The 11,979-nt window shown below is 68.2% G+C and carries 14 protein-coding genes; 7 read left to right on the top strand and 7 right to left on the bottom strand.

The genetic code is table 11. From position 1 onward, the window contains the following. Positions 1-4: 4 nt before the first annotated feature. Entirely contained in the window at positions 5-1,192 is a 1,188-nt protein-coding gene (locus tag O7608_RS31010) for a Clp protease N-terminal domain-containing protein (RefSeq protein ID WP_289207914.1), read from the bottom strand. Positions 1,193-1,573: 381 nt separating this feature from the next. On the opposite strand from O7608_RS31010, the gene O7608_RS31005 reads away from it, so the two are divergent. From O7608_RS31005 to O7608_RS30995, 3 genes are all read left to right on the top strand, one after another. Beyond that, complete coding sequence (locus O7608_RS31005) at positions 1,574-3,322, top strand: hypothetical protein (RefSeq protein WP_289207913.1); 1,749 nt, start codon at positions 1,574-1,576, stop codon at positions 3,320-3,322. A 91-nt stretch (positions 3,323-3,413) separates the two neighbouring features. Further along, a complete protein-coding gene (locus O7608_RS31000) occupies positions 3,414-3,689 on the top strand; it encodes a hypothetical protein (RefSeq protein ID WP_289207912.1) in 276 nt (91 codons plus the stop codon). A gap of 52 nt (positions 3,690-3,741) precedes the next feature. Then, the gene (locus O7608_RS30995; protein ID WP_289207911.1) at positions 3,742-4,293 is read left to right on the top strand and encodes an SMI1/KNR4 family protein; all 552 of its coding nucleotides are present in this window, start codon (positions 3,742-3,744) and stop codon (positions 4,291-4,293) included. A gap of 239 nt (positions 4,294-4,532) precedes the next feature. Here the strand turns inward: O7608_RS30995 and O7608_RS30990 are convergent, their stop codons facing one another. The 4 genes from O7608_RS30990 to O7608_RS30975 form a co-directional block, all read right to left on the bottom strand. Continuing rightward, the gene (locus tag O7608_RS30990) at positions 4,533-5,033 is read right to left on the bottom strand and encodes a hypothetical protein (protein ID WP_289207910.1); all 501 of its coding nucleotides are present in this window, start codon (positions 5,031-5,033) and stop codon (positions 4,533-4,535) included. Beyond that, positions 5,020-5,556: a hypothetical protein gene (locus tag O7608_RS30985; RefSeq protein ID WP_289207909.1), complete on the bottom strand. Its 537-nt coding sequence runs from the start codon at positions 5,554-5,556 to the stop codon at positions 5,020-5,022. Before O7608_RS30985 ends, O7608_RS30990 begins: the two co-directional genes overlap by 14 nt. 90 nt (positions 5,557-5,646) lie before the next feature. After that, positions 5,647-5,991 (bottom strand): type II toxin-antitoxin system HicB family antitoxin, encoded by a 345-nt coding sequence (locus tag O7608_RS30980; RefSeq protein ID WP_289207908.1) that lies wholly within the window; start codon positions 5,989-5,991, stop codon positions 5,647-5,649. Next, complete coding sequence (locus O7608_RS30975; protein ID WP_289207907.1) at positions 5,991-6,236, bottom strand: toxin HicA; 246 nt, start codon at positions 6,234-6,236, stop codon at positions 5,991-5,993. The genes O7608_RS30980 and O7608_RS30975 overlap by 1 nt, the downstream gene beginning before the upstream one ends. A gap of 126 nt (positions 6,237-6,362) precedes the next feature. Between O7608_RS30975 and O7608_RS30970 the strand changes: the two genes are divergently transcribed. From O7608_RS30970 to coaD, 3 genes are all read left to right on the top strand, one after another. After that, positions 6,363-7,490 carry a helix-turn-helix domain-containing protein gene (locus O7608_RS30970; protein ID WP_289207906.1) on the top strand — a complete coding sequence of 376 codons (1,128 nt, stop codon included), beginning with the start codon at positions 6,363-6,365 and terminating at the stop codon, positions 7,488-7,490. A 469-nt stretch (positions 7,491-7,959) separates the two neighbouring features. Continuing rightward, positions 7,960-8,553 carry an HD domain-containing protein gene (locus O7608_RS30965; protein ID WP_289207905.1) on the top strand — a complete coding sequence of 198 codons (594 nt, stop codon included), beginning with the start codon at positions 7,960-7,962 and terminating at the stop codon, positions 8,551-8,553. 5 nt (positions 8,554-8,558) lie between these two features. Further along, positions 8,559-9,068 (top strand): pantetheine-phosphate adenylyltransferase, encoded by a 510-nt coding sequence (gene coaD, locus O7608_RS30960; RefSeq protein ID WP_281553202.1) that lies wholly within the window; start codon positions 8,559-8,561, stop codon positions 9,066-9,068. Here coaD and O7608_RS30955 read toward each other — a convergent pair. Further along, positions 9,010-9,447, bottom strand: coding sequence for a MarR family winged helix-turn-helix transcriptional regulator (locus O7608_RS30955; RefSeq protein ID WP_281553203.1), 438 nt, complete (start codon positions 9,445-9,447; stop codon positions 9,010-9,012). The genes coaD and O7608_RS30955 overlap by 59 nt on opposite strands. Between O7608_RS30955 and O7608_RS30950 the strand changes: the two genes are divergently transcribed. Then, on the top strand, positions 9,425-10,462 hold the full coding sequence (locus O7608_RS30950) for an NAD-dependent epimerase/dehydratase family protein (RefSeq protein WP_289207904.1): 1,038 nt from the start codon (positions 9,425-9,427) through the stop codon (positions 10,460-10,462). The two genes, O7608_RS30955 and O7608_RS30950, sit on opposite strands and share 23 nt — an antisense overlap. 67 nt (positions 10,463-10,529) lie before the next feature. Here the strand turns inward: O7608_RS30950 and O7608_RS30945 are convergent, their stop codons facing one another. Further along, positions 10,530-11,930 (bottom strand): DM9 repeat-containing protein, encoded by a 1,401-nt coding sequence (locus O7608_RS30945; protein WP_353850478.1) that lies wholly within the window; start codon positions 11,928-11,930, stop codon positions 10,530-10,532. Positions 11,931-11,979: the final 49 nt, after the last annotated feature.

Below are 11,979 nucleotides of genomic sequence, written 5' to 3'. Positions count from 1 at the left end.
TTCGTCAATCTGGCCGTACGGAGGTCTGCCCGAGGATGGCCTCGGGGTCGGCACCGAGGCCGCGCAGTAGTCGAGCGGCTGGGCCGTCGCGGTCCCGCAGGATGCCCGCCAACAGGTGTGTCGTGCCGGCGAACGGGTGACCGGACTCCCTCGCGGCCATGCTCGCCGCACCGAGTGCGGATTCGGCATCGGGATCCAGCGGTGGTGCGGGTCGACTGGCCCTGAGTCGGGACGGCGACCGCACCGCAGTCGGATCGGCACCGACCTGCGGCGTGTCCGGCGAGCGGGCAGCGGCGACGGTCGCGGCGAGCAAGGTGACTCCCTGCGTACGCAGGATCTGACCGGCGGTGTTGTGCTGGGCGACCGGCTCCGGCAGGTCCACGCCGGCAGCGTGTAGCTGCTCGTGCAGGTCCAGGATGCTCAACAACACCTCGACGGTGCCGGTGCGCGTGCGGCCGAGCCGGATTGCCTGTAGGGCGGCATCCCGCTCCACGATGATCGGAATGACATGTCCGTAGCGGGTGCCGTGCCGATGGAACGGGCGACGCAGCAGGAAGTATCCGCCGGTAGTCACGACGGCCTTCCAGAGGGTCTGCGGCACGACCGGAATCGTCGTCGGGAGGACGCCCATCACCTTGAGCATCTCCGGAGCCCAGTTCGGTGGAGGGTCGCCAGCGCGGTACCGGGGTAACTGGCGGCTCAACAGACGATCATCCCCGTGGCCGGGCACCCACATCTGCTCGGCGAGCCGGGCGGCAGCATTACCTGGCACGGCGTACATCGCCGCCAGTAGGTGGCGGACTCCAGCGGGCGCCCCGTGGAGGCGGCTCGCCTCGTGAACAGCTTCGTAGACGGCGTGCCGGACCAGCCCGGAGAACACGGCCTCGCCGGGACCGCCGTTGTGGGTCGCCTCCCGCAGCGCACCCTCGGCGAACAGCTCCACCTGCTGATCGAACTCGGGGAACAGGCGCGACCGATGCGGTGGCGGCTCGTCGTCGACTGGCTCCGGCCCCTGCCGCCAGGCCCGTGACCACGGCGGTGGGAAGCCGTCCAGCTCAGGAACTCGAATCACGCCTCGGCGTAGCACCTGGGCTGAGCTCACCACCAGGTGCCCGTCGCGCACCGTCCGCCGGTAGGCGCTGGCCAGAGTCCCCACCAGGCTGCCACCCGGCCGTACGCCTACCGCGTCCATGACGCGAGTATCGCGACCATCAGCAACCGAGCTCCTTGACGGAGTGCCGCTCCTATCCTGAGCCGAGTTGCGCAGGAGTACGTAGCCGGCGGTGATGGATGGCACAACCAGGCGCTTCTCATCTGCGCCCGTTCAGCGGAGTTCTGGGTGTTTTTGTGGAATCGTGCAAGTCGACTTCCGGACGGAATGCGGGATGGCGTGGTGTGGTCGGCAGGGCTACAGTGGCCAGCGTCGCGCTCCCGTCGCGGCGCGGTTGAATTTTGACGTTTCGCGCAGCGACCGGATGCAGGTTTTCACTGCACTCGCAGGCGTCGAACCTTCGCTTCGGCTCCGAACGCCGACGGCGGCTTGCCAGTGCACGCCCTTGCCGGAGGAGATCACATGCAGGACCTATCGGACTCGATGGAGACCGCCGAGCCCGAGCACGGCGCCGGGAGCAGCTCCGTCGACTCACCTGCGGTGGACGATCCGACAGCCGACACGGACATCGACTCAACGACGACACCGATGGTCCTGGCTGAGGTGTTCCCCGGAGCTGCTGTGGTCTTCGGTGAGGTCCCGGCGGAGCTCAGGCCCGCCCTGATCGACTTTGGCCTTGTGCCGGCCGCCGACCGTGAGCAGATCTCGACCGTCCTGGCCTCGATCGGAAGCACAGCGACCGTGGCCGGAAACCTCAGGAACGCATTCGCCAGCGCACAGGGGCTCTACCGGATCAGCGGCGAGACCCAGGGATTACTGAGGGCCGGCGCGACACTTGCCGTCAAGGATGGCGCGAACCTCGGAGCGGTGATGACCCCTGGTCGCATCGTTGCTCAGGCCCGCTTCATCCCCGTGACTGCGGCGAGCGCGGCGCAGATCGCGGCGGCGGTCGGGCCAGCGCTGGCCATGGTCGCCCTTCAGATGCAGCTGAGCGAGATCACGGGCCTAGTCAGGACCAACATCGCGCTGACAAGTCAGGTGCTCACCGCCATTCGCAACGAGCAGTGGGCCGAGCTGACCGGGCTCGTCGCCACCGTCGAACGCGCAGTTGACCACGCACGAGAGATCGAATCGGTCCCACCGTCCTTGTGGGACAGCGTCGCGGGCAGCGAAGCCTCACTGCGCAAGCAGCTTGAACTGTACCGAGGGCATGTCCGCGGCCACGTGGCGCAGATCGCTCGGACCGAGGTACGTCGCGGCCGTGAGTATCTCCAGACAAACGCGGAGGCGATCGTCTTCGACGCCTATGCCCTCCTGTCCTCCGTCAAGGCGTGGACCGGGTATCAGGCGCTACGTGTGGGGAAGGCGAGGGCAGCCGGCCGCGATGACGCTGACGAGGCGCGGCTCGTCGACGTCATCGTCCGCGACACCCGTACGGAGCTTGACTCCGCTCTCGCCGAGACGACGAGACTCATCGACTCGCTGACGCGGGAGCTACGAATCCTCGCCGAGCTCCCCGGCCGCGACACGCTGCCGCTACCGGGGAAACGGAAGGACTCGATCGCAGCCCGCCAGACCTCCGCCCGCCTTCTCAAGGCGATCGAGCCGCTTGCCGATGCTCTGCATCCGCCAGCCCCTCCGCTTGAGGCTCCGGGCGTCGTCTGCGCACCGAAATCGCTAGATATCGAGCCGTACCTCCGCATTCTGCGGTGGTTCCTGGAGGACGATGAGACCCTACGTGTCCTCGGCCTTTCCGACCAGCTCGACGGTCTCGGCTCGATCTCGGCGATCTTCAGCGGGGCAAAGGACAGGTTTGCGGCAGCGAGGGACAAGGCGGCGGCAAAGACACTGGTCGCCGTCACGGATCGTCGCATCATCACGGCCATGACGAACGCGTTCCTCGAGCAAGGCGAGATCCGTGAGGACGTCCCGGTGGACCGGGTGCGATATGTCCGAGTACCGACGCTGCAGGACAAGAGTGGGCGCTTGGCGGTCGACCTCATCACCCGCGATGAGAACATCCGGTGGTTCTTCCACGCCGACATCGACAGCACCCAGGTCGACATGCTCGCCGCCGTGCTCGCGGAGTCGATGACGATCCCGGACATTGAACGCGATGAGCTTCAACGGCGGCACCACGCCCCCGGCGAGGCGAGTCGGAAAGGCGAGAGTGGCGGCACGGCGTCTATGGAGGCGACTGGCCCGATCTGACGGCTTGCGATGTGGAGTAGGCCTCGATCCAGTCGATCCTGGCCGCCGAATACCGCGTGAGCTGGTCGGCGGCCGTTCCCACGCGTACACCTTGGAGCTGATCTACCGGGCCGAGTTCGACCTGCTGCAGGTGCAGCGGCCGACGGCCGGCGACTACCTTGAGGTCCGTGGCGTGCGGTTCGTGCAGGAGCTTCAGCCGTCGGCGCTCGCCCCGGCGTACACGCAGGCGGCGATGCGCGCCTACCGGCGCGGCGTGATCAGCGCGGACCGGGTCGTCGAGCTGCTGCACCGGACCGTGACCCTCGACGACCTGCCCTCCCCGCACCCGATGCCCATCGAAGCGTCGCTGCGATCCAGCAGCCCATGATGGCCAGCTGACAGGTACAGCACGGCAATCGTCACCGGTCGCAAGGAGCACTATGCTCCATGAATTCGTCCAGCACGCCTATCCTGGCCTTGCTGTGGCCTCGTTCTGGGACGACAGCGAGTACGCGCTTGACACCTACGTCGACGCGCCGCCGTCGGACGCTCTGATCGCATCGGTGCAGGCCGAACTGGGCTTCCGTCTGCCGACGTCGTACCTGACGCTGATGAGGTCGCACAACGGCGGGATACCGCGTGACCCGTGCTGCCCTGCGCCGAGCCGGACCACATGGGCGCAGGATCACGTCGCCGTAGACAGCATCATGGGGATCGGGAGGAAGAAGCGATACTCGCTGGCAGGTGAAGCCGGCAGCTGGTTCTGGATCGAGGAATGGGCCTATCCGCCGATCGGCGTGTACTTCGCGACCTGCCCCTCTGCTGGGCACGACATGATCGCGTTCGACTACCGGGACTGCGGCCCGGACGGCGAGCCGCAGGTGGTCCATGTAGATCAAGAGTGGGACTACCAGGTGACCGTGCTCGCCCCAGACTTCGTGTCCTTCCTGCTGGCGTTGCGGCCCGAGAGCGAGTACGACGACGAGTGCTGAGAGAAGCGGACGTCATGGGATCGCCCGAATAAGTGACGACAGAGCTCGTCGCCCGTACTGCGGGCGGCGGACACGGGTGTTGAGGCGGCGGGGACTTCATCGAGGTGAGGCTCAGATACCTCACCTCGCGATTTTGACGTGCGTCAACCTCACCTCGACGACACATTTGGATGCCAGACCAGCCAGCCCGGCCACCCGCCGGCACGTGAGCACGCGCGGCGCAGTAGGCAGGAGCCAGATCACGATCGATCGGCGTAGTCCGGTGACGACAACGACCGGTGGGCTGGTGGACGCATGGCCAGACGACGACGCACACCGCGGCGCATCCAACGGGAGGCGCCAGGCTGATCGTTGAGGGCTGACACCTCGAAAGGCTCAAGCTCGGGACGCTCCGCGAGGGCGAGGGCACAGGCATACGGCCTGACGTCAGGCAGCCGTAGCATCATCAACGTCTCAGCCAGTACGCCGAGCAGCACCGCCCGGTCGGCGTTCGGGTGCCGCGCGATTGTGGCGACCAGGCGGTTGCGATCCCACCGGTCGAGGTCGTCTGTCGGCAGAGTGGACAGGGTTCGTGCGTCGGCGAGCGGATGGTCGGCGACCGCTTGGCGCACGAACGAGTACGGGCTGGCTGCCAGGGTGTGCAACACCGCCTGGTCGACCCGAGGATCGGCGACGAGATCCAGGTAGTCCCGAGGCGAACGCGAGGGTGGCAGCAGCTCGTCGATGTCAGCCACCGTCATACCAGCGTCCGGCGCGACCGGCTGGATGGACGCCGCAGGTCGGGCAGGCGCGGCCGGGTTGGCGCCGTTCCTTGCCGCACGCTAGGCAGTGCGTATCGGCGTTGACGCCGGCTGCTTGGCGGTCGAGGACCGCCCGGACGACCGTCTCCAGTGGTGCTGTCGGGTGGTGTTCCGGGTCGGGGCAGTAGGCGATGTCCGACCAGCCCCACGAGTTCCAGGGCGGCGAAGTCCGTACGCACCGCCGGCCAGCCAACTTCTCCTGACGGCGCTGGCCGGCGTACTCGGCTCCGCGGGGCAGGACCACGTCGCGCACCCGCTGTAGTTCGTCGACGGCGCGGACCAGCGCGCCGGGGTCGTCGACCGGCCGGCGCGGGATGCGCGCGGAGACGACCAGGTGGTGCCAGGTGGCGCGGAATCCGTACGGCGCGCAGTGCTGGGTGCACTCCCGCAACGCGGACAGCCTGCGTTGTGGCGCAAGCGTGCTGTCGCGTACGCGGCGCGCCTGCGCCGGGAAGCTGGTCATGGACCCGATCATCGCCCTCGCCGTAACGCGGCGCGACAGGGTTCTCTGGCCGGACCATCTCGCGGGGCTTGGTCGCCGGTAGCTCTATGTTCAGGCAGCGTTGAGCTTTCGCAAGACGTACTGGTTGAGGCTCATGCCATCCTCAGCGGCGCGGATAGCCAGTTCGCGGTGCAGGCTCTCTCCGACGCGGAGGTTGAACTTGCCTGAGTAGCTGCGGTCAGCGAACGGCTGCGGCACCTGCTCGCCCTGCTCCTCCATGTCGGCGAGCACTTCACGCAGTAGATCCTGGATTCCCTGGAGAGCCTTGATCTGGGTGGATGCCAGCCACGAGAGGGATGGGAACTCGGCGCAGGTAGCGAGAAACTCGCCGTCCTCGGCCGACCACGTGACGCGGTAGGTGAAGTGAGACACCTCGGGCCGGTCAGCGGACTGCATCACAGCACCTCCTTCTTCTCGATCGCCTTGAGCACCTGCCGCGCCTGATACGCCTTGGCCTTGCCTTTGTCGTTTTGGATATTGACTCGAGGGTCGCCTGGCCAGGGCATCTTGAACACCGCATGGGAGCTGCTGTCTTGTCGCGGCTTCCCGAAGTAGTGCTCGCACACCCGGTAGAGGTCGTTGTAGGCGATGTTCTGCTGGCTTCTTCGCATCGCTTCGACGAGCTTCTCTACGGACGGCATGGCTTGATGGTACCGCCGGTGGTACTACAGCTGCAACCTGTCGGGGCATGGAAGGCGCACTAGATCTTGCCGATCTATCCTTCAGCGGTGTGATTTTCACACCGGCGAGGCAAGATTGGGGCTGTGATGCGTGCGCCGTTGCGAAGCTGGGTGGAGGTGGGTGGCCGGGTGGCCGCCGCCCGCGAGCTGGCCGGGTTCAGCCAGCGTGAGCTGTCCGAACGACTCGGCATCCACCGCTCGGCGTTGACCCGTGTCGAGCTCGGCCAGCGTCAACTGGACGCGCTTGAGCTGTCGCGGATCGCCGAGCTGCTCGGCCGTACCGTCGAGTGGTTTCTCACCGTCCCGGCGGAGACCCTCGCCAGCAGGCGGGCCGGGATCTCGGCCGACCATGACGTGCAGCGACTGGAAGACGCGCTGGACCAGGTCAGCCGCGACGTCGAGCTGCTGTCCGACGTCGGAGCACTGACGCTGGCGGCCACAGGCCTGCAATCGGGCGTCACCACACTCGCCGAAGCGGAAGCCGGCGCGGCCGAAGCGCGCGCCCTGCTCGGCTGCGGAGACGGCCCCTTGGTCGACCTGCAGGCGATGGTCGAACGGCTGGGCCTGCTCGCGTTCTCGCTCGACCTGGGTCCGGGGGTGATCGACGGCGGCTATCTGCGGACCGGTCAAGTGGGCGTGGCGCTGGTCAACGGTGCCGCGATCGCCGGTCAGCGGCGGGTGAATCTCGCGCACGAGCTCGGTCACCACCTGCTCGCCGACGAGTACGCGGCGGACGTCAGTGGCGGCTCCGGCCGGTCCGAGCGGGAAGCGTTGATCGACGCCTTCGCGATCCACTTCCTGATGCCCGGGCCGTCGGTCATTGCCCGCTGGGCCGAGCTTTCGGGCGAGTGGGACTACCCCCGTCAACGACTGTTCGTCCTGTCGGCCGAGTATCGGGTGAACTGGTCGGCGGTTGTTTCCCACGCGTACACCTTGGAGCTGATCTCCCGGGCCGAGCGCGACCTGTTGCAGGTGCAGCGGCCGACCGTCGGCGACTACATCGAGGTACGTGGCGCGCGGTTCGCGCAGGAGCTTCGGTCTCCGGCGCTCGCCCCGGCGTACGCGCAGGCGGCGATGCGCGCCTACCGGCGGGGCGTGATCAGCGCCGACCGGGTCGTCGAGCTGCTGCACGGCACCGTGACCCTCGACGATCTGCCCACCCCCGCATCAGATGCCCATCGAAGCGCGGCTGACGGCCGACGTGCATCGAGGTGACGCTCGGACACCTCACGGGGCAATTTTGACGTGCGTAGGCGTCACCTCGACGGAGCATCCGAAGCGGCTGCTGGAGTTGTACGAGCTCCGGGCTGCGACCACAGCCGCCTGGAGGTGCCCGGGGTCGACTCCGCGAACGTTGAGCGGCGGGTGCACGCTCCGGACAGAGTTGGGCCTCGATCGTTTCCGGCTCCGCGACCTCCGCCCAGGTCAGGCGCAGGTTTGCGGGCATCCACGCGGTCAGCCGGTTTCACCCTCAGGGATCAGGACCACCCGATCGGTCCAGGTTGTCCGGTACCCCTCGGACACCAGATGCCCGGCCAACGTACGACGCAAGGTCGAACTGCCCGAACGCCCCTGGTGCTGGCGGACCGATCAGCGGGCTGCGCGCTACCGGCGGCACGTGGTCAGTTGATTGCGCCCTACGATTGTTCGCCGGGACCCAACAGCCGAGCGCCATGGAGCAGATATGCCGTTGACGCTGCGCCATGCCCTGGATGATCCGCCGCTGCGGCCGCTGCGGCCGCTGCCGGCTCCGGTCGGTGACCTTCTGCTCAGGCTCGACGCGCCGCCGCGGCTGGCCGCGCATCTGCGCGCCGTACACGACGTCGCCGCCCAGCTCACGGGCTGGCTGGCCGTCCACTACCCGGCCCTGGCCGTCGATCGCGACGCCGTACTCTTCGGCGCTGCCACCCACGACATCGGCAAGACCGTTCACGTGGCGGAGTTGTCCGGGCCGGGTTCGCGGCACGAGCCGGCCGGTCAACAGATCCTGCTCGACGCCGGCATCGGCCCGTACCTGGCGCGCTTCGCCGCGACGCACGCCAGTTGGCAGTCGCCCGGCATCGAGTGCGAAGACCTGCTCGTCAGCCTCGCCGACAAGATCTGGAAAGCCAAACGGGTCGTCGACCTCGAACAACTCGTCGTCGACCGTCTCGCTGCCGCCTCCGGGCAGGAACCCTGGCAGGCCTTCGTCAACCTCGACGATCACCTTGACGGCATCGCGGCGGACGCTGACCAGCGGCTCGCCTTCCAGAACAGCTATCCCATCACGGACGGCTGACGTCGGTGCGCGGTTCGTTGGCGGTCTATCCCGGTACGTTCGACCCGTTCACCCCGGGGCACGGCGACCTGGTGGCCCGTGCCCGGGTGATGTTCGACCGGATCATCGTGCTGCTGGCGGTGAACGCCGACAAGCAACCGACCGCCGAGGCCACGGCCAGGGCGGTACGCGTGCGCGACGCCCTCCCGGCGGACTGGGGCAACGTCGAGGTCGACGCGTGGGCCGGCCTGACCGCCACCTACTGCCTGCGCCGTGGTGCCACGGTCATCGTCCGTGGCGTGCGTACGGCTGCAGACGTCCACTACGAGCACCAGCTCGCCGCGATGAACGAGCGGCTCGGTGTCCGGACCGTCTGGTTGCCGACCCGTCCGCAGCTGGCCGCCATCTCGTCCACCGTCGCACGAGCACAGCATGCGGCGAAGTCGGCCCGTGCGTCGTACGACGCTGGGGGTCGGGTCAGTTCTCCACGAGGGTCCGCAGTGTCCGGCGAAGCTGACTTGTCGCACTCGGACTGATCCCGGCCAGGAACGCGCTCTCGGCCTTCCCGTACGCCACCTGTGCCGCGTCGTAGGTCTGCAACCCCTGTTCGGTGAGCTCAACGACGTTCCTGCGCCGGTCCGTGGGGTCCGGTCGTCGCGTGATGATGCCCTTGCGCTCAAGTACATCCAGCAAGGCGACCATCGTGGTGCGGTCGATACCGAGGGTCTGCGCCACCTGCAGCTGCGAGGTCGGTTCCCGGTGGGCCAGGACCCGGAGCGCTCCGAAGTCCTTGCTGTCGATCCCCAGTGGCTCGAGCGCTGCGTCGGTCAACGCGGTGAGCTTCAGGGCCGCGTGCTTGAGGAGGTACCCCAGGACCTCGTGCGGGTCAGCGGTGGCGCTCGGCTCGGTGGACACGGCTCCCATCTTAGGGCATAGTCTGATCGTCAGTACCGCTGACGATCAGACTTACTGCGAAAGGCTTGTCATGATCATCGTTACCGGAGGGGTCGGGTTCATCGGCTCCCACACCGTCCGCGCCCTCGCCGAGGCCGGCGAGGAGTGCGTCCTGCTCCAGCGCCGCACCCCCCAAATCCCCCCACACCTGGCGGACCTGCCCATCCACGTCGTCCAGGCCGACGTCGCCGACCTCGACGCGCTGCTCGCCGTCGGCCGGCGGTACCCGATCACCGGAATCGTGCACCTCGCCCTCGCCCTGCCCTGGCCGGCGACCGACGTCGACCCGATCGGAGCGACGGGAGGAGCCCTGGAGGCGTTCCTCAACATCGTCCGCGTCGCGCAGACCTGGGGTGTGCGCCGCGTCGTCACCGCCAGCACCATCGGCGTCTACGGCTTCACCTCTGAAGGTGCGCTCACCGAGGACGTGCCGATCCCCTTGGGGCACGTCCACGCCATCCCGACGTTCAAGAAGATCACCGAACTCCTCGCCGGCCACCTCTCAGACGTGACCGACGTGGACATCATCAACGCCCGCATCTGCGGCACCTGGGGTCCCGGCGGACACCTGCCCGACCCGTTCTTCGCCGCGCCCTCCCTGGCTCATGCCGCAGCCCGGCGCAGCGAACCCGACCTGTCCGGACTCCTCGCACCGCCGCACGCCGAAGACGCTCTCGACCTGCTCTACGTCAAGGACACCGGTCGCGCACTCGCGCTGCTGCAGCTCGCCGAGAAGCTGACCAACTCCACGTACAACGTCGCCTCTGGTCGCGCCACAAGCAACGCCGACGTCGTCACCGCGATCGCCTCTGTCGAGCCCGGCTTCCAGTGCGAACTTGCCTCGGGCGGAGGCCGCCCGGTGAGCTGGCTCGACATCACCCGCCTGCGCGAGGACACCAGATTCAACCCCCAGTACGACACCGCCGCGGCTGCCGCTGACTACATCGCCTGGCTGCGCGCGGGAAACCAGCGGTAACTCCCGGCCGACTGTGTGGGTGAGGGGGTGTGGTCCGGCCTGGCCGGGATGCCCGGCAGCGATGCTCCTACCTCATTCGGCCCCGGTAGCCGACAGGGCCCTCTCCGACCCGCTGGTGGGTCCCCAGGAAGGTGTCGTCACGGAAGGCGATCGTGCCGTTTCCGCCCCGGTTGTCGCGCCAGGCCAACCGGGTGAGCGGGCGACCACCCACCCCCACCGCGAGCAGGAGGTCGTGCGAGGGATACCAGCCACCACCCCAGCCTTCCTGGGCCACGTATCGCGAGGTATCCCTGGTGGCGGGACTACGTTCGATGAGCTGGCCCCGGAACTCCTTCGGTCGCTTGCCCGGCCGGCGACACCAGCCGTAGAAGGCGGCTTGCTGGGCCTCGAAGGTGACGGCGTACTCGGCGCCGGACTCGTCCGCCCAGGCCACGTGCTCGAGCAGGCAATGCTCGCCCCGGTCGATGAAGAGAGTGACCTCACCCCGGCTGGTGGCGTACCTCAGCACCGGATCTGCGATCAGCTGGCTTTCGAGCGCCGACCTGGCCTGGTCATGTGCGTGCATCGGGTCGATCGTCACCCGGTACAGCCACAGCATGCTCTTGGCGTCGCCACCGCTTTCCACCCGCAGCGTATTGCGGCCGGCCAGCAGATCCTCGGCCGAGACCGCGAAGATCAGCCGCTGCGGCAGCCCGCCGCCGTTCGGGATCCGCAGCCGGTCGGCCAGTGGCCTGCCGTTGAGGCGAACGGTCAGCGGGGCGTGTCCGGGCGAGCCGGAGAGCATCGACGCGAGCGCCACGACGGCGACGCATGCCTCGCCGACGACGCCCGGATCGGGTACGTCGAACTCCAGCTCGACCGAGCCGCATGCATTGATGGCCAGGTGACCGTCGGCGTTCCACGACCGGTCGATGCCGGTGATGGTCACGTTGCCGGTGCGCGCCGGGTCGGTGCCGAAGTCGGCGTAGGTGGGCTCCATCTGGACGCCGGTGCGGTCGTCGACATGTGCGGCAGGAGCCGGCTGCGGGTCCAGCAGCACCTCGTACGTCGCGACCGTGCGTTCGTTCTTGCCGTACCCGATGTTGGCCGCGCCGAAAGCGGGCCGCACCTTGCCGACGTGCAGCGCGCCGGGCGCGACCGCGGCACGGGCGACGTAGAGCGGTTCGCCGCTGTGCTCCCGGCCCACCGGCGTCGCGTCCGACGGCACTGCGCCGTCTGACCCGATGCCCCAGACGCCGCGATCCATCAGCACTTCGTACTCGTCGACGCTGACCTCCGCGCCGCCCCAGGCGATAAGGGCGGCACCAAGATCAGGACGGACCCGGCCCGGGTGCATACCCCCGTGCAGCTCGGCGCGGCACACCCAGAGCAGCGCGCCGTCCTCCTCGTAGCCGTGGGGTGCCGCGCCGGCCGGGATCTGTCCTGCGCTGGCGGTCTCCCAACGGTATCCGCTTTCGGATTCTTCCATCCATGAAGGATAGTTCAGCTCCTCGGGTCGACGGCCACCCTGGGTCGTC

The organism is Solwaraspora sp. WMMA2056 (assembly GCF_030345095.1).
In the GTDB taxonomy this organism is placed as follows: Bacteria; Actinomycetota; Actinomycetes; order Mycobacteriales; family Micromonosporaceae; genus Micromonospora_E.
Note: the sequence above shows the minus strand (reverse complement) of the source record. Positions and strands in the feature narration are given on the sequence as shown.

Coding starts and splice junctions, on each gene's coding strand:
- O7608_RS31010 (WP_289207914.1), bottom strand. CDS start 1,192: ATGGACGCGGTAGGCGTACGGCCGGGTGGCAGCCTGGTGGGGACTCTG.
- O7608_RS31005 (WP_289207913.1), top strand. CDS start 1,574: ATGCAGGACCTATCGGACTCGATGGAGACCGCCGAGCCCGAGCACGGC.
- O7608_RS30995 (WP_289207911.1), top strand. CDS start 3,742: ATGCTCCATGAATTCGTCCAGCACGCCTATCCTGGCCTTGCTGTGGCC.
- O7608_RS30990 (WP_289207910.1), bottom strand. CDS start 5,033: ATGACGGTGGCTGACATCGACGAGCTGCTGCCACCCTCGCGTTCGCCT.
- O7608_RS30985 (WP_289207909.1), bottom strand. CDS start 5,556: ATGACCAGCTTCCCGGCGCAGGCGCGCCGCGTACGCGACAGCACGCTT.
- O7608_RS30980 (WP_289207908.1), bottom strand. CDS start 5,991: ATGCAGTCCGCTGACCGGCCCGAGGTGTCTCACTTCACCTACCGCGTC.
- O7608_RS30975 (WP_289207907.1), bottom strand. CDS start 6,236: ATGCCGTCCGTAGAGAAGCTCGTCGAAGCGATGCGAAGAAGCCAGCAG.
- O7608_RS30970 (WP_289207906.1), top strand. CDS start 6,363: ATGCGTGCGCCGTTGCGAAGCTGGGTGGAGGTGGGTGGCCGGGTGGCC.
- O7608_RS30965 (WP_289207905.1), top strand. CDS start 7,960: ATGCCGTTGACGCTGCGCCATGCCCTGGATGATCCGCCGCTGCGGCCG.
- O7608_RS30945 (WP_353850478.1), bottom strand. CDS start 11,930: ATGGAAGAATCCGAAAGCGGATACCGTTGGGAGACCGCCAGCGCAGGA.